This window comes from Nocardioides luteus, assembly GCF_000960475.2.
Classification (GTDB): domain Bacteria; phylum Actinomycetota; class Actinomycetes; order Propionibacteriales; family Nocardioidaceae; genus Nocardioides; species Nocardioides luteus_A.
This window is the reverse complement of record NZ_JZDQ02000018.1, coordinates 87,248-110,739: the sequence shown is the minus strand read 5'-3', so window position 1 is coordinate 110,739 and position 23,492 is coordinate 87,248. Positions and strand designations below refer to the sequence as shown.

Here is a 23,492-nt window from a genome sequence, read left to right as displayed (position 1 = left end):
AGTGTCGATCCTGTGAACATCGACTCCAGCGCGGCTGACGCTCACGCCGGTGCCCCAGGGCTCTCCCCGAGCCTGGGCGGCAACGGCGGCGGTCTGAGCCTTCTCGACGACAACATCTACAACCGACTGCTGCGGGAGCGCATCGTCTTCCTCGGCTCCGAGGTCCGCGACCAGAACGCGAACGCGATCTGCGCGCAGCTCCTGCTGCTCTCCGCGGAGGACCCCGAGGCCGACATCTTCCTTCACATCAACTCGCCCGGTGGCTCGGTGGATGCCGGTATGGCCATCTACGACACGATGAACTACATCCCCAACGACGTGGCCACCGTCGGCATGGGCCTGGCCGCCTCGATGGGTCAGTTCCTGCTCTGCGCCGGCGCGAAGGGCAAGCGCTACGCACTGCCCCACGCGCGGATCATGATGCACCAGCCCTCCTCGGGCATGGGCGGCTCGGCCTCCGACATCAAGATCCAGGCCCAGCAGTCGCTGCACATCAAGAAGGTGCTGCTGGAGCTGATCAGCGAGCACACCGGCCAGAGCGTCGAGCAGGTCACCGTCGACGCCGACCGTGACCGCTGGTTCACCGCTGCCGAGGCGCTCGACTACGGCCTGGTCGACCAGGTCATCAAGAGTGCGAAGGAAGCCTCCGACGAGGGCCGCCCCGCCCACAAGAAGGACTGAGGACATGAACTACTACATCCCGCAGTGGGAGGAGCGTACGTCCTACGGCGTCCGCCGGATCGACCCCTACGCCAAGCTCTTCGAGGACCGGATCATCTACCTGGGCACCCCGATCAGCGACGATGTCGCCAACGCGGTCATCGCCCAGCTGCTCTGCCTGCAGTCGATGAACCCGGACCAGGACATCTCGATCTACATCAACAGCCCGGGTGGCTCGTTCACGGCCTGCACCGCGATCTACGACACGATGCAGTTCATCAAGCCGGACGTGCAGACCGTCTGCATCGGTCAGGCCGCCTCGGCCGCCGCGATCCTGCTGGGCGCGGGTTCCAAGGGCAAGCGGATGGCGCTGCCCAACAGCCGCATCCTGATCCACCAGCCCTACACCGAGGGCACCTTCGGCCAGACCTCCGACATCGAGATCCAGGCCAACGAGATCCTCCGGATGCGTGAGCTGCTCGAGAAGATGATCGCCGACCACAGCGGCAAGTCGATGGACGAGGTGAGCCACGACATCGAGCGCGACAAGATCCTCACCGCCGCGCAGGCGGTGGAGTACGGCCTGATCGACTCGGTGCTCGAGTCGCTCAAGACGCCGCAGCTCGTTTGACCATCGGGCCCCGCGCCGCTCCCACACAGAAGGCGCGGCGCGGGGTACCGTCAGTAACTATTCGGACCTAGCAGCACAAGTCGGGGAAGGAAGGCCACGCGTGGCACGCATCGGCGACGGAGGTGACCTGCTGAAGTGCTCCTTCTGCGGGAAGAGCCAGAAGCAGGTCAAGAAGCTCATCGCGGGTCCCGGCGTCTACATCTGCGACGAGTGCATCGACCTCTGCAACGAGATCATCGAGGAGGAGCTCAACGAGGGCTCCGAGGTGGAGATCGCCGACCTCCCCAAGCCGAAGGAGATCTTCGACTTCCTCAACTCCTACGTCATCGGCCAGGAGCAGGCCAAGAAGTCGCTCGCGGTGGCGGTCTACAACCACTACAAGCGCGTCCAGGCCGGCCTGCAGCCCGGCGGCCCGCAGGGCCCCGGCAAGCACGCCAAGGAGGAGCAGGTCGAGGTCGCCAAGTCCAACATCTTGGTGATCGGCCCGACCGGATGCGGCAAGACCTACCTGGCGCAGACGCTGGCGCGGATGCTCAACGTCCCGTTCGCGATCGCCGACGCCACCGCGCTGACCGAGGCGGGCTACGTCGGTGAGGACGTCGAGAACATCCTCCTCAAGCTGATCCAGGCCGCCGACTACGACGTCAAGAAGGCCGAGACCGGCATCATCTACATCGACGAGATCGACAAGGTCGCCCGCAAGGCGGAGAACCCCTCGATCACTCGTGACGTCTCCGGTGAGGGCGTGCAGCAGGCGCTGCTGAAGATCATCGAGGGCACCACCGCCTCGGTCCCGCCGCAGGGTGGCCGCAAGCATCCCCACCAGGAGTTCATCCAGATCGACACCACCAACATCCTCTTCGTGGTGGGTGGCGCCTTCGCCGGTCTGGAGCACATCATCGAGCAGCGCGTCGGCAAGAAGACGCTCGGCTTCACCGCTGAGGTGCGCGGCAAGGCCGAGAAGGAGTCCGAGGACCTGCTCAAGCTGGTGCGCCCCGAGGACCTCACCAAGTTCGGGCTCATCCCGGAGTTCATCGGCCGGCTGCCGCTGATCGCGAGCGTCGAGAAGCTCGACCAGGCCGCGCTGGTCAAGATCCTGACTGAGCCGCGTAACGCCCTGGTGAAGCAGTACCAGAAGCTCTTCGACCTCGACGGTGTCGACCTCGAGTTCACCGAGGACGCGGTCACCGCCATCGCCGACAAGGCCCTCGAACGTGGCACCGGTGCCCGAGGCCTGCGGGCGATCATCGAGGAGGTTCTCCTCTACGTGATGTACGACGTGCCCTCCCGCGGCGACGTCGGCAAGGTGATCGTGACCCGCGAGGTGGTCGAGGACGGCGAGATGCCGACCCTGGTTCCTCGCGAGAAGGAAACCAAGAAGAAGTCCGCCTAGTCCCTTTGAGTCATTTTCCCCGCCCGGGTCGGTTTCGGCCCGGGCGGTCGGACACAATACGCACTGATGATCGTCTGTACCTTTCCAGCTCCGTCACTCGGTAGGGAAGTGGGCACGTGAGGTTCCAGAGGGGCCCGGTGATGGCCTACGCCGCCGTAGTGCTCATCGGCCTGCTCGTGATCGTCCAGACCCTCAGCCCGGACGTGTCCGCGTTGCACCGGGTGCCGCGTACGCTCTCGGGCCAGGCCGACTTCACGGTGATCCCTCCGTCGCCGGAGGACGGCGTCTCCGGGGTCTCGAGGATCCCCAGCACCCCGCCGCACGCGGACGGCGGGAACGACCGGGACGGCTCCGCCGAACCCGGCGGGGCGGACGAGAAGCCGGACGGGGCGTCGTCCGCGCCGGCCGAGCAGCCCGACGCGCCCTCCGAGGAGCCGACCGGGCCTGCGGACCCCGGCGAGGACGAGGGTGACGCCGCGCCGCCCACGCTGGTGCCGTCCGTGGGCCCGATCCCGGGCATCATGGCGCCGCTGCTGTGGCCCTTCGTGGCCGAGGAGGACGCCCGGCCCGTCGACGAGGCCGTGCCGATGTTCCTGCGCCAGCTGATCGCCGCCGACGCCGGTGTCCCGGTCGAGGACCTTCCGCTCGAAGAGCCCAAGGCGGACCGCGACGAGGACGAGGCCACCGAGGCGTCGAAGGGACCCGAGGCGAAGTCGGAGGAGCACGAGTCCGAGGCCGAGCGGATCGCCGAGAACGCCTGCGAGCTCACCGCCGCGATCGCCGAGGACGTGAAGACGCTGCCGGGAGCGAGCGAGGCTCCCGAGCCGGAGGGCGCGCCGGAGTGCGGTGAGGCGTGCGCTGAGCCGAAGACCCCGGTAGGGTCGTCGCCCGCAGCCGAACCCGAGGCAACCACCGATTCCGCTGAGCCGTCCGACGCTGCGACGACGGACGCACCGGAGCCGGAGCAGGAGCCGCAGGAAGGCAGCAAGGACAACCAGGACGACAAGACGTGTGCCGAGAAGTCGGTGCAGTAGGAATCACTCCGATGGCGACCCGCACCACGCCGGAGTGACCGGCCGAGCGAGTCCCCCCGGGCGCTGGGCCGGAATGAGGGACGAAGCAGGCCCCGGACCGCATCGCGGTCCGGGGCCTGCTCCGTCGTTCGGGGCTCCGTCGGCCTGAGGCTCAGGCCTCCTCGGCGACCTCTGCCAGCTCAGCGGTGACGGTGATCTCGGTGGCGTTCTCGTCGACGGTGAAGAACAGGTCGCCGATGATGTTGCCGACTCGCTTCAGGTCCGCCGCGGCGGCCTCGGCGTCCTTGACCAGCTTCGCCGGCCCGGTCACCTCGGCCTTGGCCAGCGGGTGCCGCATCTTGACCTTCGCGGTCGACTTCGCGCCGCGGATCCCGGTCAGGGTGGCTGCGACGGCGTCGAGCGCGGCGGGGTCGGCCGCGGCAGCGGTGCCGAGCTCGAGCTCACGCGGCCACGAGGAGGTGTGGATCGAACCGGCCTGCCACCACGACCAGACCTCCTCGGTGACGTACGGGAGGAAGGGGGCGAGCAGGCGCAGCTGGACGTGGAGGGCCGTGGCCAGGGTCGCGCGGGCGGACTCGGTGGCGAGACCGCCGTCCTCGTCGTAGGCACGCTCCTTGACCAGCTCGAGGTAGTCGTCGCAGAACTCCCAGAAGAACTTCTCCGAGGTCTCCAGCGCCGTGGAGTAGTCGTAGGCCGTGAAGGCGTCGGTCGCCTTGGTGATCGTCTCCTTGAGACGGGCCATCAGCGCGCAGTCGACCGGCTCGGTGATCGCGACCGGGTTGAGCGTGGCCGCGCCGACGTTGCCGAGGACGAACTTCGAGGCGTTGAGGATCTTCATCGCCAGTCGGCGACCGACCTTCATCTGGGTCTCGTCGAACGGCGAGTCCATGCCCGGGCGGGTCAGTGCGGCGCGCCAGCGGACCGCGTCGGCGCCGAACTTGTCGAGGATCTCGGTCGGGACGACGACGTTGCCCTTCGACTTCGACATCTTCTTGCGGTCGGGGTCGAGGATCCAGCCGGCGATCATCGCGTGGCTCCACGGGACGGTGCCGTCCTCGAGGTGGGCGCGGACGATGCGGCCGAAGAGCCAGGTGCGGATGATCTCGTGGCTCTGGGTGCACAGGTCCATCGGGTAGACCCGGCTGAACAGGTCGGGGTCGGCCTCCCAGCCGCCGGCGATCTGCGGGGTCAGCGACGAGGTCGCCCAGGTGTCCATGACGTCGGGGTCACCCTGGAACCCGCCGGGCTTGCCGCGCTGGGCCTCCTCGTAACCGGCCGGGACATCGGTGGACGGGTCGATCGGCAGCTGGTCCTCGCTGGGCAGCAGGGGCTTGTCGTAGTCGGGGTTGCCCTCGTCGTCGAGCGCGTACCAGACCGGGAACGGGATGCCGAAGAAGCGCTGGCGCGAGATCAGCCAGTCGCCGTTGAGGCCGCCGACCCAGTTGTCGTAGCGGTGACGCATGTGCTCGGGCAGCCAGGTCAGCTCACCGCCGCGGGCCAGCAGCTGCTCGCGCAGCTCGGGGTTGCGGCCGCCGTTGGTGATGTACCACTGCCGGCTGGCGACGATCTCGAGCGGCTTGTCGCCACGCTCGTAGAAGTTGGCCATCCGCTGGGTCTTCTTCGGCTCGCCCTCGAGGTCACCGGACTCGCGGATCATCGCGACGACGGCCTCGCGGGCCGAGTGGACGGTTTTGCCCTTCAGGTCCTCGTACGCAGCGACCCCCGCCTCGGTGGTGATCCACTCCGGGGTCTCGCGGGAGAAGCGGCCGTCGCGGCCGATCAGTGCGCGGGCGGGAAGGTTGAGCTCACGCCACCACTGGACGTCGGTGAGGTCACCCCAGGTGCAGCACATCGCGATGCCGGCGCCCTTGTCCATCTCCGCGGCCTCGTGGGCCAGGACGGGGATCTCGACGCCGAAGATGGGGCTGGTGACGGTGGTGCCGAAGAGCTCCTTGTAACGCTCGTCGTCGGGGTGCGCGATCAGCGCGACGACGCTCGGGATCAGCTCGGGACGGGTCGTCTCGATGTGGATCTTCGCGCCGTCAGGAGCATGGAAGGCGACCCGGTGGAAGAAGCCGGGGTAGTCCTTGGCCTCGAGCTCGGCCTGGGCGACCGCGGTCTGGAAGGTGACGTCCCACAGGGTCGGCGCCTCCTGCAGGTAGGCCTCGCCGCGCGACAGGTTGCGCAGGAACGCCTTCTGCGAGGCGGTCTGGGAGACCTTGCCGATGGTCGTGTACTGCTGGTCCCAGTCGAAGGAGAGGCCCAGGGTGCGCCACAGGTCCTCGAAGACCTTCTCGTCCTCGACGACCAGCTGGTTGCACAGCTCGACGAAGTTGGGCCGGCTGATGGAGATCTGGCGCTTCGGGTCGGGCTTCTCCGGCGGGGTGAAGTCGGGGTCGTACGGCAGGGTCGGGTCGCACCGGACGCCGAAGTAGTTCTGGACGCGGCGCTCGGTGGGCAGACCGTTGTCGTCCCAGCCGATCGGGTAGAAGACCGACTTGCCGTTCATCCGCTGGAAGCGGGCGATCAGGTCGGGGTGGGTGTAGGAGAAGACGTGGCCGACGTGCAGGCTGCCGGAGACGGTCGGCGGCGGGGTGTCGATCGAGTAGACGTTCTCCCGCGGCTGGGTGCGGTCGAAGGCGTAGGTCTTCTCGTTCTTCCACCGCTCGGCCCACTTGGCCTCCAGGCCCTCGAGGACCGGCTTGTCCGGTACGGCGACTACGCGCTGCTCAGCGGGCGTAGTCGTCTCCGGTGCGGTCTGCGTGGGCGTGGTCTCAGTCATGGGACCAAATCCTATGGGCGCACCGTTGCTGGCGCGAAACCCGGTTGAGACCGGCGCTGCGCACGCTCCATGCTGTCGTCCGTGAGCCCCCTGCCGACCCTCGACTTCTACACCGACCCCGCCGAGTTCCTCGACGTCGCCGACGGCTACCTGAGCGCCCACCCGGTGCTGGTGAGCGTCGTCGCTTCGGTCGCCGGCCGAGCCGCGGAGCACGGACCGATGCAGACGCCGTACGAGTGGTGGGCCGTCGCCCGGATGGAGGGCGAGATCGTGGGTGTGGTGATGCGGACGGCACCCTTCGAGCCCTACCCGCTCTACGTCTCGCCGCTGCCCGAGGCGGCCGCCGTCGAGGTCGCGAGGGTGCTGCACGAGCGTGGCGAGCACCCGGGCGGCGTCAACGGGTCGCTGCCGGCCGCTCGCGTGGTGGCCGAGGAGTCGGCCCGGTTGTGGGGCGGCACGGTCGAGACGGCGATGGCGACCCGCCTGTGGGAGCTCGGCGACCTGGTCGTGCCCAAGGAGGTGCCGGGGAAGGCCAGGCTGGCGACGTACGCAGACCTCGAGCTCTGCCTGGAGTGGTTCAACGACTTCGGGCGGGCCGCTCGGGACCAGGCCGGGAACGCCGGTTCGGCCCACGGTGACGAGCACCATGAGGCGGGTGAGATCCGTCGGCGCATCGACGGCGGGCGGATCCTGCTGTGGGAGGACGCCGGTGAGGTCGTCCACCTGACCGGGTTCAGCGCACCCGCCTTCGGCGTGGCCCGGGTCGGGCCGGTCTACACACCGCAGGAGCGCTGGGGTCGCGGCTATGCGAGCGCCGCGGTCGCCGAGGTGTGCCGTCGTCTCCTGGAGGCGGGCGCCCGGGTCTGCCTGTTCACCGATCAGGACAACCCGGTCTCCAACCACGTCTACGCCAAGCTCGGCTTCCGCCCGGTCGTGGACATGGCCAACCACACGATCCTGCGGTGACTCAGCCGGCGATCTCAGTCGACGGTGAAGCGGCGGCCGAGGTAGTGGTCGACGGCCGGCCAGATGTGGCCCTCGGACTCGGCGGCATCGGTCCAGCGCAGCGACCAGCCGGCGCCGGAGGCGGTGGTGATGTCGGCCGAGCGGCGGCCGCTGCTGCTCTGCTTGAGGTGGAGGGCGCGGATCTGGTCCCAGGGGACGTAGGCGGCGTTGGCGGTGGCGGCCAGCTCGGCCGGAGGCCGCTCCAGGGCACGCTGGATCAGCGTGCGGCCGGGTGAGCCGGCGGTCACGGAGGCGAACCCGGTGGCGAGGCGGTCGGAGCCGGAGGGCTTGACCAGCATCAGGCCGGTGTCGGTCACCAGGAGCGTACGGAAGCCGTCGCCGGAGATCGGGGCCAAGGCGCCGATATAGCCGTCGGGCGGGGCCGAGGGCTCGGCCGCGGCCTTCGTCTGCGTCTCGGTGTCGGCCTTCGCATCGAGCTGGTGCACCCAGGCGCGCAGCGCGGCGGCGTAGCCGGGGGAGCCGAGGGCCTCGTAGGCGAGGTTCTCGGGGTCGACCTCCTGACCGGCGATGTCGACCAGGCGCCAGGGACCGGCCCAGCTGAGCTCGTAGCGTGCCTTGTCCTCGCCGACCAGCTCGTGGGCGATGGCGGCGCCCAGGAGCCGGGCGATCACCTTCCGCTTCTCCTCGAAGGCCCTCTCGCCAGCGGCCTCGGCGGTCGTGGACTCGATCTCGACCATGTCGAGGAGCCTGTCGAGGTCGCCGGTGGCGATCAGGTCGAGGGCCCCGCGCACCGTGGCCGGCGCGATCTGGTTCTCGCGCATCGCGTTCAGCAGGGTCTCGGCGTTGACCGCCGCGGCCCGGGCGCCGGCCACGGTCACGATCTCGGCCATCGGCGCCGGGGTCAGCCCGGAGCCGGCGAACGTCTTGTCCTCGAGCGCGAGGAAGTTCTGTGACGGGTAGCGCAGGATGCTGGCAGCGTTGCCGGACTTGTCCGCCCCGTCCGCCCCGTCGGCCTCCTCGGCGGACGCCATCGCCTCCAGCCGGGCGATCCGCTCCGCGAGCGGCGGGTGCGAGTCGTAGGCCGATGCCGCCACCTCGGGCGGTGCCGCGCTGATCCGGCCCAGCTCCTCCAGGCGCTCGGGTTCGCTCATCAGGTGGGTGAAGTTGTCGAAGAACCGCGTGGGCCGTAGGCCGTAGTGGGTGCCGGCCTCGACGTACTGCTCCAGGTAGATGCGCCAGGCGGCATCGAGGGCGGGGAGGGTGCGCAACGTGACCGCGGCGGTCCGCGCTCCGGCGACCCGGGCGCTGAGCCGGTCGGCGTCGATCTCGTGGGCATACGCGAGCGGTCGGGTGAGGGAGAAGAAGATCCGGGCGTACGTCCGGAACGGCCGCTTCACCAGCGGGTTGGAGAGACCGGCGGCGACCTCGGCGATCGCCAGGCGGCTGCGGTGGACGAGGGCGCCGAGGCGGGTGTGGGTGGTGCTGTGGTGACCGAGCTCGTGGGCAAGAACCGCGTGGAGCTGGTTGCGGGAGAGGCCCTGGAGGAGGGGTACGCCGAGGAACATCCGCCGGGTCCCGGTCCGCAGGCCGAGGAGGCTGGTCTCCTCGCTCACCGCCGCGTTGACCTCCGGCACCAGCCGGATCTCGTCGGGGGCGCGGGTGCCGGCGGTGGCGGCCAGCTGACGGACCTCCGCCCACAGTCCCGGCTGCTCCTGCTCGGTGAGGACGAGCCCGCCGGGGTCGCCGGTGGTCCTGGTGCGGGGCTGCCGTGGGGCCAGCTGCTGACCGACCAGCACGAAGGCAGCCACGACGTAGGCACCGGCCAGGAGCGAGACCGTGAGAGCAGCCCGGAACGTACGCATGCGTGGAGGGACCTTGTGGGGGATGGGCCTTTTCGGCGGCGGTGGTGGGGCGTCCGAGATCACGTGGAGGGTATCGGGTCCCTCGGGCCGTGTGAAGCCGACCACCGCCGCCGATCGGCGTCAGCAGCCCGTTCTGTCGCCGGTGATCAGCCCCGCCTCCGTGGAGATGACCCGGTGCCAGCAGCCCTGGTCGGACCGCGTGCTGAAGTCGTGCTCGGAACGTCCGGTCGAACGGCGCTGCTCGCGCGGGACGAGGTAGTTCCAGGTCGCCGAGCCCTCGTAGCGGTTGGTCCAGTCCGTCCACGGGCCCTTCCTGGCGCCTGTCCGGGTGAGCTCCTCGCCGTGGTCGACCAGGGCCATCGTCGTGGTGATGTCGCCCGCCTCGGTGATCTCGATCAGACCGTCCAGGTCGTAGGCGTAGTCCCACCGGTCGAACTCGGCGGCGCGGCTGCCCGCCTTGGTGCGTACGTAGCCGGTGTCGGTGAAGGTCAGGTCCTCGCCGTCGTCGTACTCGCCGTCGGACCACCAGTGCTGGGCCGTCTCGGTGACGGTGCGCTCGACGGTGGTGGTGACCCGGCCGTGCGAGGTGTCGGCGTAGCCGGTCACCGACAGCGAGTGCGAGCCGTCGACGTGAGCGGTGAACATGTCGCCGTCGGTGCCGGTGGTGTTCGTGACCTGCGGTGCGGTGTCGGTCGTGGCGGTCACCGCCCCGGTGACCCGGGTCGAGCCCTCGTCCTGCCAGGAGAGCAGCCCCACGGGCGCGTTCCAGCCGTCGCCCTCGGCGCCGTGGACGCGGACGGAGATCTCGTGGGCCGCACCGTCGGCGAGCGTCCCGACGAACGGGGTCAGGTCGATCTCGAGCGGCTTGATGTCGAAGGCGCGGGGTGCGGGCAGGACGTACCAGAGGAACGGGTTGGACCAGCCGCCGGTGTAGATGTGCGGGTAGGGGGTCGCGATGCCGGCGAGCTCACCGTCGACGTAGACCTGCACCTCGCGCCACGGGCCCTGCTCGGCCTTGCACCAGTAGTCGTCGGGCGAGGTGCTGGGAGCGGCGGTGTACCAGAACTCCTCGCAGCCGCCGCCCGAGCCGGTCGCGTAGACCTCGGCCACCAGCTTCTCGGTGTTGGCGGGCACCGTGAGCGACCCGGTCGTCGCGCCGCCGCCGGTGGTCACCGCGTCGAGCGCCTGCACCGTCTCCGGGTTGCGGCTCGGAGCGGGCCACCTCGCAGAGGTCGTGTAGAAGGTCAGGTCGACCTGGACGTCGAGGACTCCGGTGTAGGTGTCGTTGATGACGTTGCCGAGGTCCATCTCGACCTCTCCCGGACGGGAGAGGAGGTCCGTGTAGGCGGTCAGATCCTTCTCCACGGTCCACTCGATGCCGTCCGCGGACGGCTCGGGCGTGGAGGTCTTGAAGATGGGTACGCCGCCGAGACGGATCTGCCCGAGGCGGTCGTACTGCCTCCCGGCGACCGCGCCGTGGAGGGTCAGGACGACCTTGGACCAGTCCCCGGCGCAGTCGGCCGGTGGAGCGTAGTCGTGGCGGTAGGTGTCGAAGCTGCGGAACTCGTTGTCGACGATGCGCACGGTGCACGAGTCGGTGTCGGGCCTGGCGACCGGCTGGTCGGCCGTACGCGGGTCGTCCCAGTCGGAGCCGAAGGTCGGCGCGTCCTCGGCGACCGCGGGGCTCGCGAGCGCCGGGACGGCCGCGACGGCGGCGACGGCGAGGACGGCGGCCACCGCGAGGCCGATGCGGTGGGGGCGAGGGGCGATCCTCATGGCGATGTCCCTTCATCTGGTGAGTCGCCTCAACCTAGTGGTGGTACGCGTGGATGGGGAGCGGTCGGCAGGTCACAACTAGACTGCGATTGATGAGTGAATCGGCTTCGCCGCGTTTGGCGGCCACGATCGAAGAGGTCTGGGAAGCGCTCCAGTCGCGCTGGCCCGAGACCCGGCTGGAACCTTCGCTGGACCGGATCCGGGCGTTGCTCGAGATCCTCGGCGACCCGCAGGATGCCTTCCGCGTCATCCAGCTGACCGGCACGAACGGCAAGACCTCCACCTCCCGGATGATCGACACGCTGCTGCGGTCCCTCGACCTGCGGGTGGGACGGTTCACCTCGCCGCACGTGGAGCGGATCAACGAGCGGATCTCGATCGACGGCTCGCCGCTGGACGACGACGAGTTCGTGGCCGCGTTCAACGACGTCGCCCACTACCTCGGCATGGTCGACGACGACCAGCCGCACCCGCTGTCCTTCTTCGAGACGATGGTCGGGATGGCCTACGCCAAGTTCGCCGAGGCCCCGGTCGACGTGGCCGTGGTCGAGGTCGGGCTGGGCGGCAGCTGGGACGCGACCAACGTGGCGAACGCCGACGTGGCGGTGGTGACCCCGATCGCGGTCGACCACGCGAAGTACCTCGGCGACACCCCGGTCGCGATCGCGCGCGAGAAGGCCGGGATCATCAAGCCGGGCTCGGTGGCGGTCATCGCGGAGCAGTCCGTCGAGGTCGCGGCCGTGCTGGACCAGCACGCGGCCGAGGTCGGCGCCCGACTGCTGTGGGAGGGCACCGACTTCGCGGTGGTGTCCCGCACCCCGGCCGTCGGTGGGCAGATCCTCACGCTGCGCGGGCTGCGCGGGACGTACGAGGATCTCTTCCTGCCCCTCTACGGTGCCCACCAGGCGCAGAACGCGGCGGCGGCGCTGGCCGCGGTGGAGGCGTTCCTCGGCGACACCGTGCTGGCCGACGAGCTCGTGCGTGACGCGTTCGCGAAGGTCGACTCGCCGGCGCGGCTGGAGATCGTGCGGTCGTCCCCGACGATCCTGATCGACGCCGCCCACAACCCGGCCGGTGCCGAGGCGACGGTCACGGCGCTCGAGGACTCGTTCTCGTTCTCCGGTGTCGTCGGCGTGATCGGCGTGATGGGGGACAAGGACGTCGAGGGTCTGCTCGCGGCCTTCGAGCCTGCGCTCGAGCATCTGGTCGTCACCCAGAACTCCACCGAGCGTGCCCTGCCCGCCGTCGAGCTCGGCAAGATCGCCGTCGACCTCTACGGCGAGGAGCGGGTCTCGGTGGTGCCGCGTCTCGCCGACGCGATCGATGCCGCGCTGGCCCTCTCCGAGTCCTCCGAGACGGGTTCCATCTCCGAGGGTGCGGTACTGGTGACCGGCTCGGTGGTGACCGCCGGCGAGGCACGTACGTTGCTGGGCGGTCGTGGCTCGGCCTCGGGTTCCCCGGCGACCGCCCGGGTCGTGCCGACGGCCGACCCCGAGCTGGAGGCCTATCTGGAGGCGGACGCAGATGACGAGTGAGCGGGAGAAGTCGCCACGGCGCGGGATGTGCGCCGCGATCGTGTCGATGGAGGGGCTCGCCGTCGCGCTGGCCTCACCCGTGATGATCTCGATCGGCGGGGTCCCCGCCGGGCTGGCGCTGCCGCTGGGCCTCGGCTTCTTCGTGGCCTGCATCCTCGTGGCCGGCCTGCTGCGCCGCCCCTGGGCCTACTGGCTCGGCTGGGCCCTGCAGGTCGTCGCGATCGCGATGGGCTTCCTGATCTCGATCATGTTCGTCGTCGGCGTGATCTTCGCGATCCTGTGGGGCACGGCCGACCTCCTCGGTCGCAGGATCGAGAGCGAGCGTTCCGCGGCCTTCGAGGCGTTCGACCGGCTCGTCGCCGAGGAAGACGCCGAGGAAGAGGTCTAGCCTTGACCGGCGTGGACGAGCCTGACGAGCTGCAGATGGCGACCGACGAGACGCCGACCGACTGGGCGCTGTGCCCGGCCTGCGGCAACGCGCTCGTGCTGCGCCGGCCGCGGACGCGGACGGCGCACTACGCACACAAGGCCGGGGAGTCGTGCCGGCTCGTGGGGGCGCAGCTGCGGCGTACCAGCTCGGGGTGGACCGTCGGTGGTGGCGAGGACGACCCGGACAGCCTGGAGAACCTCTTCGACCTGATCGAGGACGACGCCCCCGGGCGTTAGCGGTCCAGCGCGCCGGTGAGCGCGGTGAGCGCCTGGTCGAGCTCTGCGTCGGTGACACCGCCGAAGCCGATCACCAGGCCGGTCAGGCCGCTGCTGCGGGCGTACGTCGAGAGCAGGTTGATCTCGAACCCGGCCGCTCGGGCAGCGTCGCGAGCGCGTCGTGCGTCTCGCTCGGGGAGAAGCCAGGTGGAGTACATGCCCGCCAGCGGGCCGGCGAGCGTCGCATACGGCGCCATCGCCTCGGCCACCTTCGGGGCGCGCTCGGCGTAGACACGGCGGGCGGAGCGTACGGCCTTGTCCAGCCAGCCGTCGCGGAGCAGGGTGAGCAGCGCGCGCTGGGAGGGCCAGGCGGCACCGGCGTGGGTGATGGTGCGGCGGCGCAGGATCAGCTCGTGCAGGTCGGGCGGAGCGACCAGCCAGCCCAGGCGCAGCGTCGGCACCACCGACTTCGCCGCGGTGCCGAGATAGACCACCCGGCCGCGGTCCAGCGTCGCCATCGCGGGCACCGGCGCGACGTCGTAGCGGAACTCCGAGTCGTAGTCGTCCTCGATCACCACCGCGTCGGCCCGCCGCGCGGCCTCCAGGAGGCTCAGCCGGTCGGTCGCCGGCATGACCCGTCCCAGGGGGTGCTGGTGCGCCGGAGTGACGTACGCAGCGACCGCCCGCCTCAGGTCGCGCACCGTCTCCACCGCGGGCAGGTCGATGACCTCGCGTCCGTAGGTGAGCACCGTCTCGGCGGCCGCGCGGTAACCCGGATCCTCCACCGCCACCGGCCCGGGGCGCAGCTCGGGCAGGAGCGCCCGGAGCCCGTCGGTGGTGCCCGCGGTCACGATGATCTCGTCCGGATGGAGGTCGAGGCCGCGAGTGCGTCCGAGCCGTGCCGCGAGCGCCTCACGTAGCTCCACCAGCCCGCGCGGGTCGTCGTAGCCGCGCGGGGGAGCGGCCGCCGAGACCTCCCGCCACGCCCGCCGCCACCCCGGCTCCAGCCGCGGGTCGAAGAACGGCGTGCCGGTGTCCAGGCGAGCCGTCACCCGCGTCGGCCGAGGCGTCGCGTCCGTCGGCCGAGAGGTCACGTCCGTCGGCCGAGAGGTCACCCCCGTCGGCCGAGGCGTCACGCCCGTCGGCCGGGTCGTGGTGACGTACGTCCCGGACCCGCGTCGCGCCTCGAGCCAGCCCTCGGCGGTGAGCTGGTCATAGGCCTGCTCGGTCACGGCTCGGGATACGCCGAGATCCGCCGCCAGCGCGCGGCTCGAGGGCAGCCGGTCGCCGGTCCCGAGGGTGCCCGACAGCACCAGGGAGCGAACCTGCCCGGCGAGCTGGGCGGGCAGGGGCTCGCTGGAGCCGCGGTCGAGAGTCACGGGGAGCATCGATCGAATGGCCTGTCGGAATTGGGGTGAATTGGCCCGTGCATGCTGGCCACTTCGCTCTCAGGATGGTGCCATGAGCACGACGTTGTCACCCACTCCACGCACTCAGGTCAGCCGCGGGAAGAATCGCGCCGTACCCGACCGCGAGCGCCTCCACGCCTTCCTCGGAGACGCGCTCCTCGCCCACCTGGGCGTCACTGTCGGGTCGGGCGAGGACGCCCACCCGGTCGTCCTGCCCACGGCGTACGGCTTCGATCTCGACGGCCCGGACGCGGGCGGCTCGCTCTACCTGCACGGGTCGGTCGCCGCGGGCTGGCTCGGGCGGGCGCTGGAGCGCGACGTGTGCGTGACGATCACCGAGCTCGACGGCCTGGTCGCCGCGCGCAGCGGGTTCCACCACTCGATGAACTACCGCTCGGCCGTCGTCATCGGCCGCGCGCGGCTGGTCGAGGACCCGGAGGAGCGCGAGCACGCCCTCGCGCTGGTCGTCGACCAGATGATCCCCGGTCGCTGGGCGACCCTGCGGCCGGCGACCCGCAAGGAGCTCGCCGCAACCGCTGTCCTCGCCCTCCCGCTGGTCGAGGCGTCGATGAAGGAGCGCGCCGAGGGGCCCGTCGACGACCCCGCCGACATCGAGTCCGCGACCTGGGCCGGCGTGATCCCGATCCACCGCGTCGCCGGTGCCCCGGTCACCGCCGAGGACTCGACCGCGGCGGTCCCGGAGGATGTCGTACGTCGGGCCGCCGGGCTCGCGGAACGTTCACCGAGGTAACTCGGTCAGTGCCCGCCTCCTTCGTGGAGTTCCACGAAGGAGGCGGCACTTCGCCGAGTCACCTCGGTGAACATACGGCGAATCAGCTGAGCCCCGCGCGCCGCAGCGCGTCGGCCATGGCGCTGTTGGCCGGAGCGGACGAGCCGCGGCCGCCGCCCTGGCCGCCGCGGTTGCCGCCACCCTTCGAGCCGCCCCGCGGCCCGCCCTTGCCCTGGCCGCCCTTGCCTTGGCCACGCTGGCCACCACCGGGACGGCCCGAGCGATCGCCGGACTCGCCCTTCGCGGGTGCGCCGGCGGGCGCGTCGTCGTTGAGCCGGAGCGTGAGCGAGATCCGCTTGCGGGCCTCGTCGACCTCGAGGACCTTGACGCGCACGACGTCGCCGGAGCGGACGACGTCGCGCGGGTCCTCGACGAACGTGTCCGACATCGCGGAGATGTGGACGAGACCGTCCTGGTGGACGCCGATGTCGACGAAGGCACCGAAGGCGGCCACGTTGGTGACCGTGCCCTCAAGAACCATGCCGGGACGCAGGTCGGCGATCACGTGCACGGACTCCGAGAACGTCGCCGTGCGGAACTCCGGCCGCGGGTCGCGGCCGGGCTTCTCGAGCTCGGCGAGGATGTCGGTGACCGTCGGCAGACCGAAGGTCTCGTCGACGAACGAGGACGCCTTCAACGACTTCAGCACCGAGGTGTTGCCGATCAGCGACCCGATGTCGGTCGAGGTCGACTCCAGGATCCGGTTGACCACCGGGTAGGACTCCGGGTGCACGCCGGAGAGGTCGAGCGGGTCGTCGCCGCCACGGATCCGGAGGAACCCTGCCGCCTGCTCGAACGCCTTGGGGCCGAGCCGGGCGACCTTGGTGAGCTCCCGGCGGGTGCGGAACGGGCCGTTGGCGTCGCGGTGCGCGACGATCGCCGAGGCGAGCGACTCGGTGATCCCCGAGACCCGGCGCAGCAGGGGAGCCGAGGCGGTGTTGAGGTCGACGCCGACGCCGTTCACACAGTCCTCGACGACCGCGTCCAGCGACTTGGAGAGGCTGTATTCGGGCAGGTCGTGCTGGTACTGCCCGACCCCGATCGACTTCGGCTCGATCTTGACCAGCTCGGCCAGCGGGTCCTGGAGGCGGCGGGCGATCGAGACCGCGCCGCGGAGCGACACGTCCAGATCCGGGAGCTCGGAGGAGGCGTAGGCCGAGGCGGAGTAGACCGAGGCGCCCGCCTCGGAGACCATCACCTTGGTCATCTTCAGGTCCGGGAGCAGCTTCAGCAGGTCGGCGGCGAGCTTGTCGGTCTCGCGGGAGGCGGTGCCGTTGCCGATTGCGATCAGGTCGACCGAGTGCTTCTTCGCGAGCTTCGCCAGGGTCGCCAGCGCACCGTCCCAGTCGCGTCGCGGCTCGTGCGGGTAGACCGTCGAGGTGTCGACCACCTTCCCGGTGGCGTCAACGACAGCCACCTTCACACCCGTCCGGATGCCCGGGTCGAGGCCCATGGTCGCCCGCGTGCCGGCCGGCGCGGCCAGCAGCAGATCACGCAGGTTGTCGGCGAAGACCGCGATCGCGGCCTCCTCGGCGGCCGTACGGATCCGGGTGCGCATGTCGAGCTCGAGGCGGAAGAGAATCCGCGTACGCCACGCCCACCGCACCGTCTCGGCCAGCCACTTGTCCGCCGGGCGGCCGGAGTCGACGATCCCGAAACGGGCGGCGATCGAGCGTTCGTAGTCGGTCACCTCGCCCGGCTCGGGCTCCTCGGCGTAGGGCGACAGGGTGACGTCGAGCACCTCCTCCTTCTCCGCGCGCAGGACGGCCAGAGTGCGGTGCGACGGCAGTGACGCGTACGCCTCGGAGAACTCGAAGTAGTCGGAGAACTTCGCCGCCGCGGGGTCGTTCTCGCGGCCTTCGCGCACGCGGGTCACCAGGCGGCCCTGCTTCCACATCCGCTCGCGCAGCGTGCCGATCAGGTCGGCGTCCTCACCGAACCGCTCGACCAGGATCGCGCGGGCGCCGTCGAGCGCGGCCTTGGCGTCGGCGACCTGCTCCCCGAGGTACTTCTCCGCCTCGACGGCGGGGTCCAGGGTCGGGTCGGCCAGGAGCCCGTCGGCCAGCGGCTCGAGCCCGTTCTCGCGGGCGATCATCGCCTTCGTACGCCGCTTCGGCTTGAACGGCAGGTAGATGTCCTCCAGCCGCGCCTTGGTGTCGGCGGCGAGGATCGAGGCCTGCAGCTCGGGGGTGAGCTTGTCCTGCTTCGCGATCTCGGCGATCACGGCGGCGCGCCGCTCCTCCAGGTCGCGCAGGTAGCCGAGCCGCTCCTCCAGCGTACGCAGCTGGGCGTCGTCGAGGCCGCCGGTCACCTCCTTGCGGTAACGCGCGATGAACGGCACCGTCGAGCCCTCGTCGAGCAGGGCGACCGCGGCCGTCACCTGCGCGGGGCGCACCCCGAGATCTTCGGCGATGCGGGCCGGGATGGCGGCCATCGAGTCTGCGAGCGTCGGAGCTGGTGGAGTTGTTGTCACGGGGCGCCATCCTGCCGCATGCCACCGACATGGTTTCAGCCCAGGCCGAGAAGCCCCGGCCTCCATGGGCCCGAACGTGCCCGGACCGGCCCGCCCCGATACGCTCGGCCCCATGACGCAGCGCACGTTCGTGATCCTGAAGCCCGACGCCGTCCGCCGGGGCCTGGTGGGGGAGATCCTGTCCCGCTACGAGGCCAAGGGCCTCTCGATCGTGAAACTGGAGCACCGCACCATCGACGCGGGCATGGCCGACGAGCACTACGCCGAGCACGTCGAGCAGCCGTGGTACCCGCCGCTGCGCGACTTCGTCACCTCCGGCCCGCTCGTCGCCGCCGTCCTCGAGGGCGACGAGGCGATCGAGGTCGTGCGTGCGCTCAACGGCGCCACCGACGGCCGCAAGGCCGCGCCCGGCACGATCCGCGGCGACTACTCCCTCTCCAACCGCGAGAACCTCGTCCACGGCTCCGACTCGCCCGAGTCGGCCGACCGTGAGATCAAGCTCTGGTTCGGCGCGTAAGCACCCGACCTTCGGAGATCGCGCCGGTAGCTCCTACCGGCGCGATCTCTCATTTCGGATCAGCGGGCGATCGGCCCCTCGAGAACAGCAGAACACGACGTCGCGGGGCCGTTCCGCCATGGTTGCCGAGACGACTTTCCCAGGCCTCCGAGAGCCGTTCCGCAACAGCCTGCGGACACGGGCATCCCGCGGTCACTTGCCTCGGACACACCCCGTATCGTTGCGGTTTCGGCGAGCCTCTTGGGATTGGGGCTCGCACCTTCGTAGCCTCGTCGGCAGGGCCCGCATCCTGCAACGGATCCCCGACGCGGCGCCCCGGGAACGCGAGGACGTATGGCGAGCATCATTGGACGTGACATGGCGGTGGACCTCGGCACCGCAAACACACTCGTCTACGTCCGTGGCAAGGGCGTCCTTGTCGATGAGCCAAGTGTGGTCGCGCTCAACAAGAACACCGGCGAGATGGTCGCCGTCGGCCATGAGGCCAAGAAGATGCTGGGACGTACGCCCGACGACATCGTCGCGCTGCGACCGCTCAAGGACGGCGTGATCGCCGACTTCGAGGCCACCGAGCAGATGCTCCGCTACTTCATCCAGCAGGTCCACCGCCGTCGCTACTTCGCCAAACCGCGGATGGTCATCTGCGTCCCGTCCGGGATCACCGCGGTCGAGATCCGCGCGGTGAAGGAGGCCGGCTACCAGTCCGGCGCCCGGATGGTGAACATCATCGAGGAGCCGATGGCGGCCGCGATCGGCGCCGGGCTCCCGGTGCACATGCCGACCGGCAACATGGTCGTCGACATCGGCGGCGGCACCACCGAGGTCGCGGTGATCAGCCTCGGCGGCATCGTGACCAGCCAGTCGATCCGCACCGCCGGCCACCAGCTCGACAACGCGATCATGACCTGGCTGAAGAAGGAGCACGCGCTGCTCCTGGGCGAGCGCACCGCCGAGGAGGTCAAGATGACCCTCGGCTCGGTCTGGCCGCTGCCCAACGAGCCCGAGGCCGAGATCAGGGGACGAGACCTGGTCAGCGGCCTGCCGCGCACCGTGACCGTCTCGAGCGCCGAGGTGCGCAAGGCGATCGAGGAGCCGCTGCACGACATCTTCGACGCGGTCCGCTCCACCCTCGACCAGACCCCGCCCGAGCTGGCCGGCGACATCATGGACCGCGGCATCGTGCTGACCGGCGGCGGTGCCCTCCTCCGCGGCCTCGACGAGCGGCTTCGTCATGAGACCGGCATGCCCGTCCACGTCGCGGAGTCCCCGCTGACCTCGGTCGCGATGGGCGCCGGGCGCTGTGTCGAGGACTACGACGTGCTCCGCCCCGTCCTGGTGAACGAGAACAGGAGATGGTGACGTGTCGTTGCTGAGCCCCCGCCCCAGCGAACGTCTGCGCAAAGGGCTGGAACAGCGCAAAGGCCCTAAACCCATGGTCCGTACGCCGCGGGAGAGGCTCAACCGCCGCGGCAGCCTCGAGACCAACGCCGATGGCGGTGGCCCGAAGGGCTCCTGGCTGATCGCGCTCATCCTGTGCTGTGCCACCCTGGCCACCCTCGACCAGACCCCCGCCCTGGAGCCGGCTCGCACCGCGGTCGGCGAGGTGCTCTCCCCGCTGGAGACCGGCGCGGCGATGGTGGCCCGCCCGTTCACCGGGATCCCGGAGTGGTTCGACAGCCGTGACGAGCTCCGCGAGCGGGTCGCGAAGCTCGAGGCCGAGAACGCCACGCTGCGCCGCCAGGTCGAGGTCACCGACTATGGTCGGTCCAAGCTCGCCGAGTACGAGTCGATCACCCGCGCCGCCGAGGACCTCGGCTATGCGCTGGTGCCGGCGCGGGTCACCGCCTACGGCCCCGCCCAGACCTTCAACCGCACCGTCACCATCGACGCCGGCAGCGCCGCCGGGATCAGGTCGGACATGTCGGTGATCACCGGCGACGGCCTGGTCGGCCGGGTCCTGCGGGTCACCAAGACCAGCGCCACCGTCCTGTTGATCGTCGACGCCGCCTCGGTCGTCGGCGGCCGCGTCGGCGGCGAGGACCGCAGCGGCAAGAAGTCGGGCCAGGTCGGCATGGTCCGCGGCTCCGGCGTGGTCGCCGGCCGCTCCGACGCCGGTCTGCTCTCCCTCGACCTCGTCGACCAGACCGCCGCCCCGCTCAAGGGCGACACGGTCATCACCTGGGGTGACGGCCGGGCCGCTCCGTACGTCTCGGGGCTGCCGATCGGCGAGGTCACCGACACCTTCGCGAGCGTGCGCGACTCCTCGCGCACGGTGCGGATCAAGCCGTACGTCGACTTCGGCTCGCTCGACGTCGTCGGTGTGGTGGTGCCGGGCGACACGATGAGCGACCGCGCCGTGGTCACGCCGGAAGGGGAGCTTCGATGAGTCAGATGGAGACCCGGGCCAACAGCACCGGGCCGCTGCTGCGCCACGTGCTGGTCGGCCTGCTGGTCATCATCGCCGTCGTCCTCCAGTTGAGCGTGGCGCCGGCCTTCGCGATCCGCGGCATCACTCCCGACCTGGCGCTACTGGTCGTCCTTGCGGTCGCGCTCACCCGCGGCGGACAGGCCGCGCTGGTGACCGGCTTCGCCGCCGGCGTACTCCTCGATCTCGCGCCTCCCGCCGACCACACCGCCGGCCGGTGGGCGCTGGCGCTGCTGATCGTCGGCTACGTCGCCGGCCGCGTACGCGAGGGCAGCATCGCCCAGGGCGGTCAGGGTCGCCCCAACGCACTGACCGTGATGGTCACCGTGGCCGCCTGCTCGTTCATCGGGGTCAGCATCTTCGTGGTCAGCGGCCTGATCCTCGGCGAGGCGCCGCTGACGCTGCTGCCGACCGTCGCGATCAGCGTCGGCTACGACCTGCTGCTGGCCCCGTTGCTGATCCCGGCGATGCTGTGGCTGCTCGGCAGGGGAGACCTCTGAGATGGCGCCGAGTCGACTCTCCACGGCACAGGTCAGCCGGCTGCGGCTGATCGTGATCCAGGCGCTCGTCTTCTCGCTGCTGGCCACGCTCGGGGTCAGGCTCTTCTACCTGCAGGTGCGCCACGGCGACGCCTACCAGGCGGCCGCGGCCTCGCAGTCCAAGCGCGAGATCGTGCGCCAGCCGGTGCGCGGGATCATCGTCGACGCCCAGGGCCGGCCGCTGGTCACCAACCGCTCGGCCTGGGTGGTCAGCCTCGACCAGGGCGTGCTCGACGGGCTCGACGACGCGGACAAGGCGACGCTGATGAAGCGCGTCGCCAAGGCCGTCGACGTGTCCCCGAAGAAGCAGAACGAGGCGATCGCCAACTGGTCCGGCACGCGCTATCAGCCGGTGCCGATCGCCACCGACGTCTCCGAGTCGACCGCGCTGCGCATCCTCGAGCAGCCCGAGGACTTCCCCGGCGTGGTCGCGGAGAAGCAGACGCTGCGCTCCTACCCGAGGCCCTACGGGATCAACGCCGCCGGGGTGCTCGGCTATCTCTCCCCGATCACCGAGGACGAGAACGACAATGCCAAGGAACGCGGCGACGAGTCGCTCAACAACACCTCGATGGTGGGTCGCTCCGGCGTCGAGAAGGAGTACGACCAGTGGCTGCGCGGGATGCCCGGCTACGACACGGTCACCGTCGACTCGGTCGGCCGCGAGATCGGCCGCGGCGACTCGGTCGCCTCCCAGCCCGGTGACACGCTGGTGACCAGCATCGACGCCAAGGTGCAGGGGCGCGCCGAGAAGCTGCTGGCCGAGTCCATCGAGACCGCTCGCGGCACCTTCGACAAGATCACCGGCCGCAACTACGAGGCCGACTCCGGCTCGGTCGTGGTCATGGAGGCCCAGACCGGCCGGCTGGTCGCGATGGCCAGCCAGCCGACGTACGACCCGGAGGAGTGGGTCGGCGGGATCACCCAGAAGCAGCTCGACCGGCTCTACTCCGAGAAGGCGGGCTACCCGCTGCTGCCGCGGGCGACGCAGGGCCAGTTCGCACCCGGGTCGACCTGGAAGCCGTTCATGACCGTCGGCGCGCTCAACAACGGCTACAGCCGCGACACCCTGCTCGACTGCTCCAGCGGCCTCCAGGTCGGCAACCGCTGGTTCAAGAACTACGAGTCGGCCGCCTACGGCAACATCACCTTCGCCCAGGCGCTCGAGCTCTCCTGCGACACGTTCTTCTACCGGATCGCGGTGAACTACTGGCAGAAGTACGGCTCCAACCCGGCCGACATCAAGGCCAAGGACCCGCTGGTCGAGACCGCGAAGGCGTTCGGGTTCGGCAAGCGCACCGGCATCGACCTGCCGGGGGAGTCGGCGGGCCGGATCGCGGACCGGAAATGGAAGGCCGAGTACTACGAGGCCATGAAGGGCTACTACTGCCGCATGGACGAGAAGAAGAACGCGCCGACCCCGTTCCTGCAGCTGTTCGCCCACGAGTTCTGCGTGGAGGGCAACTACTACCGCACCGGTGACGCGGTGAACTTCTCGATCGGCCAGGGCGACACGATGGTCACCCCGATCCAGCTCGCCCGCGCCTACGCCTCGCTGGCCAACGGCGGCACCCTCTACGAGCCCCGGGTCGGCAAGGCGGTCGTCAGCGGCGACGGCACCGTGGTCGAGAAGATCGAGCCGAAGGTGGCCGGCAAGGTCAAGATGTCGGCCAAGAGCATCGACTACGTCAACGAGGCGCTCCTCGGCACCCCGCGCTCCGGCACCCTGGCCTGGAAGTTCGGCGGGTTCCCGCTCGACGAGGTGAAGGTGCGCGGCAAGACCGGCACCGCCGAGGTCACCGGCAAGCAGACGACCGGCTGGGTCGCGACGTACAACAAGAAGTACGTCGTCATCATGACGATCTCCCAGGGCGGCACCGGCTCGGGCGCGGTGGGTGATGCCGTACGCAAGCTGTGGGAGTCGCTCTACGGGATCGAGGAGGGCGGTGCCGAGGTCCGGCCCGCCAAGGCCGCGATCAAGGGCATCGACCCGCCGAGGAACCTGCCGGCGTTCGGTGCCGACGGCTCGATCGTCGCTCCGAAGGACTGAGGTGC

At 70.3% G+C, this 23,492-nt stretch carries 19 protein-coding genes; 14 read left to right on the top strand and 5 right to left on the bottom strand.

Annotated features, from left to right (window positions below):
• The first annotated feature begins 18 nt into the window (after positions 1-18).
• From UG56_RS14280 to UG56_RS14265, 4 genes are all read left to right on the top strand, one after another.
• Positions 19-681, top strand: coding sequence for an ATP-dependent Clp protease proteolytic subunit (locus UG56_RS14280; protein WP_143055042.1), 663 nt, complete (start codon positions 19-21; stop codon positions 679-681).
• A 4-nt stretch (positions 682-685) separates the two neighbouring features.
• Positions 686-1,291, top strand: coding sequence for an ATP-dependent Clp protease proteolytic subunit (locus UG56_RS14275; RefSeq protein ID WP_045548514.1), 606 nt, complete (start codon positions 686-688; stop codon positions 1,289-1,291).
• Between the two features lie 100 nt (positions 1,292-1,391).
• Positions 1,392-2,684, top strand: coding sequence for an ATP-dependent Clp protease ATP-binding subunit ClpX (gene clpX, locus UG56_RS14270; RefSeq protein ID WP_045548513.1), 1,293 nt, complete (start codon positions 1,392-1,394; stop codon positions 2,682-2,684).
• Between the two features lie 116 nt (positions 2,685-2,800).
• Entirely contained in the window at positions 2,801-3,718 is a 918-nt protein-coding gene (locus UG56_RS14265; RefSeq protein ID WP_143055037.1) for a hypothetical protein, read from the top strand.
• 151 nt (positions 3,719-3,869) lie between these two features.
• Here UG56_RS14265 and valS read toward each other — a convergent pair whose 3' ends face one another.
• Positions 3,870-6,500 carry a valine--tRNA ligase gene (gene valS, locus UG56_RS14260; protein ID WP_045548511.1) on the bottom strand — a complete coding sequence of 877 codons (2,631 nt, stop codon included), beginning with the start codon at positions 6,498-6,500 and terminating at the stop codon, positions 3,870-3,872.
• Between the two features lie 81 nt (positions 6,501-6,581).
• Between valS and UG56_RS14255 the strand changes: the two genes are divergently transcribed.
• Positions 6,582-7,466 carry a GNAT family N-acetyltransferase gene (locus tag UG56_RS14255; protein ID WP_045548532.1) on the top strand — a complete coding sequence of 295 codons (885 nt, stop codon included), beginning with the start codon at positions 6,582-6,584 and terminating at the stop codon, positions 7,464-7,466.
• A gap of 14 nt (positions 7,467-7,480) precedes the next feature.
• On the opposite strand, the gene UG56_RS14250 is transcribed toward UG56_RS14255, so the two are convergent.
• Both UG56_RS14250 and UG56_RS14245 read right to left on the bottom strand, forming a co-directional pair.
• The gene (locus UG56_RS14250; protein WP_052693486.1) at positions 7,481-9,328 is read right to left on the bottom strand and encodes a M48 family metallopeptidase; all 1,848 of its coding nucleotides are present in this window, start codon (positions 9,326-9,328) and stop codon (positions 7,481-7,483) included.
• 120 nt (positions 9,329-9,448) lie between these two features.
• On the bottom strand, positions 9,449-11,104 hold the full coding sequence (locus tag UG56_RS14245) for a peptide-N4-asparagine amidase (RefSeq protein ID WP_071327079.1): 1,656 nt from the start codon (positions 11,102-11,104) through the stop codon (positions 9,449-9,451).
• A 92-nt stretch (positions 11,105-11,196) separates the two neighbouring features.
• On the opposite strand from UG56_RS14245, the gene UG56_RS14240 reads away from it, so the two are divergent.
• The 3 genes from UG56_RS14240 to UG56_RS14230 are packed head-to-tail and all read left to right on the top strand — an operon-like array spanning position 11,197 to position 13,305.
• Positions 11,197-12,639, top strand: coding sequence for a bifunctional folylpolyglutamate synthase/dihydrofolate synthase (locus UG56_RS14240; RefSeq protein ID WP_045551882.1), 1,443 nt, complete (start codon positions 11,197-11,199; stop codon positions 12,637-12,639).
• Positions 12,629-13,027 carry a DUF4233 domain-containing protein gene (locus UG56_RS14235; RefSeq protein WP_045551881.1) on the top strand — a complete coding sequence of 133 codons (399 nt, stop codon included), beginning with the start codon at positions 12,629-12,631 and terminating at the stop codon, positions 13,025-13,027. The genes UG56_RS14240 and UG56_RS14235 overlap by 11 nt, the downstream gene beginning before the upstream one ends.
• A gap of 11 nt (positions 13,028-13,038) precedes the next feature.
• Positions 13,039-13,305 carry a competence protein CoiA family protein gene (locus UG56_RS14230; RefSeq protein WP_143055036.1) on the top strand — a complete coding sequence of 89 codons (267 nt, stop codon included), beginning with the start codon at positions 13,039-13,041 and terminating at the stop codon, positions 13,303-13,305.
• Here the strand turns inward: UG56_RS14230 and pdxR are convergent.
• The gene (gene pdxR, locus UG56_RS14225) at positions 13,302-14,672 is read right to left on the bottom strand and encodes a MocR-like pyridoxine biosynthesis transcription factor PdxR (protein WP_045551879.1); all 1,371 of its coding nucleotides are present in this window, start codon (positions 14,670-14,672) and stop codon (positions 13,302-13,304) included. The genes UG56_RS14230 and pdxR overlap by 4 nt on opposite strands.
• A 73-nt stretch (positions 14,673-14,745) precedes the next feature.
• Here pdxR and UG56_RS14220 point away from each other — a divergent pair, with 73 nt between their 5' ends.
• Positions 14,746-15,444, top strand: a complete 699-nt coding sequence (locus UG56_RS14220; protein ID WP_045551878.1) for a pyridoxamine 5'-phosphate oxidase family protein — start codon at positions 14,746-14,748, stop codon at positions 15,442-15,444.
• 82 nt (positions 15,445-15,526) lie between these two features.
• Here the strand turns inward: UG56_RS14220 and UG56_RS14215 are convergent, their stop codons facing one another.
• Positions 15,527-17,956 (bottom strand): Tex family protein, encoded by a 2,430-nt coding sequence (locus UG56_RS14215; RefSeq protein WP_305728736.1) that lies wholly within the window; start codon positions 17,954-17,956, stop codon positions 15,527-15,529.
• 112 nt (positions 17,957-18,068) lie between these two features.
• Between UG56_RS14215 and ndk the strand changes: the two genes are divergently transcribed.
• From ndk to mrdA, 5 genes are all read left to right on the top strand, one after another.
• Entirely contained in the window at positions 18,069-18,473 is a 405-nt protein-coding gene (ndk, locus tag UG56_RS14210; protein WP_045549664.1) for a nucleoside-diphosphate kinase, read from the top strand.
• A 333-nt stretch (positions 18,474-18,806) separates the two neighbouring features.
• Positions 18,807-19,832, top strand: a complete 1,026-nt coding sequence (locus UG56_RS14205) for a rod shape-determining protein (protein WP_008358540.1) — start codon at positions 18,807-18,809, stop codon at positions 19,830-19,832.
• A gap of 73 nt (positions 19,833-19,905) precedes the next feature.
• Positions 19,906-20,859, top strand: coding sequence for a rod shape-determining protein MreC (gene mreC, locus UG56_RS14200; RefSeq protein ID WP_256206635.1), 954 nt, complete (start codon positions 19,906-19,908; stop codon positions 20,857-20,859).
• Complete coding sequence (gene mreD / locus UG56_RS14195) at positions 20,856-21,398, top strand: rod shape-determining protein MreD (RefSeq protein WP_052693753.1); 543 nt, start codon at positions 20,856-20,858, stop codon at positions 21,396-21,398. Before mreC ends, mreD begins: the two co-directional genes overlap by 4 nt.
• 1 nt (position 21,399) lies before the next feature.
• Positions 21,400-23,487: a penicillin-binding protein 2 gene (mrdA, locus tag UG56_RS14190; protein WP_045549668.1), complete on the top strand. Its 2,088-nt coding sequence runs from the start codon at positions 21,400-21,402 to the stop codon at positions 23,485-23,487.
• The last annotated feature ends 5 nt before the right edge of the window (positions 23,488-23,492 follow it).

What these genes read in the sequence shown, in the direction of transcription:
- ndk (WP_045549664.1), top strand. Translation starts at nt 18,069, where the DNA reads ATGACGCAGCGCACGTTCGTGATCCTGAAGCCCGACGCCGTCCGCCGG.
- mreC (WP_256206635.1), top strand. Translation starts at nt 19,906, where the DNA reads ATGGTCCGTACGCCGCGGGAGAGGCTCAACCGCCGCGGCAGCCTCGAG.
- UG56_RS14205 (WP_008358540.1), top strand. Translation starts at nt 18,807, where the DNA reads ATGGCGAGCATCATTGGACGTGACATGGCGGTGGACCTCGGCACCGCA.
- mreD (WP_052693753.1), top strand. Translation starts at nt 20,856, where the DNA reads ATGAGTCAGATGGAGACCCGGGCCAACAGCACCGGGCCGCTGCTGCGC.
- pdxR (WP_045551879.1), bottom strand. Translation starts at nt 14,672, where the DNA reads ATGCTCCCCGTGACTCTCGACCGCGGCTCCAGCGAGCCCCTGCCCGCC.
- UG56_RS14235 (WP_045551881.1), top strand. Translation starts at nt 12,629, where the DNA reads ATGACGAGTGAGCGGGAGAAGTCGCCACGGCGCGGGATGTGCGCCGCG.
- UG56_RS14275 (WP_045548514.1), top strand. Translation starts at nt 686, where the DNA reads ATGAACTACTACATCCCGCAGTGGGAGGAGCGTACGTCCTACGGCGTC.
- valS (WP_045548511.1), bottom strand. Translation starts at nt 6,500, where the DNA reads ATGACTGAGACCACGCCCACGCAGACCGCACCGGAGACGACTACGCCC.
- mrdA (WP_045549668.1), top strand. Translation starts at nt 21,400, where the DNA reads ATGGCGCCGAGTCGACTCTCCACGGCACAGGTCAGCCGGCTGCGGCTG.
- UG56_RS14250 (WP_052693486.1), bottom strand. Translation starts at nt 9,328, where the DNA reads ATGCGTACGTTCCGGGCTGCTCTCACGGTCTCGCTCCTGGCCGGTGCC.
- UG56_RS14240 (WP_045551882.1), top strand. Translation starts at nt 11,197, where the DNA reads ATGAGTGAATCGGCTTCGCCGCGTTTGGCGGCCACGATCGAAGAGGTC.
- UG56_RS14220 (WP_045551878.1), top strand. Translation starts at nt 14,746, where the DNA reads ATGAGCACGACGTTGTCACCCACTCCACGCACTCAGGTCAGCCGCGGG.
- UG56_RS14245 (WP_071327079.1), bottom strand. Translation starts at nt 11,104, where the DNA reads ATGAGGATCGCCCCTCGCCCCCACCGCATCGGCCTCGCGGTGGCCGCC.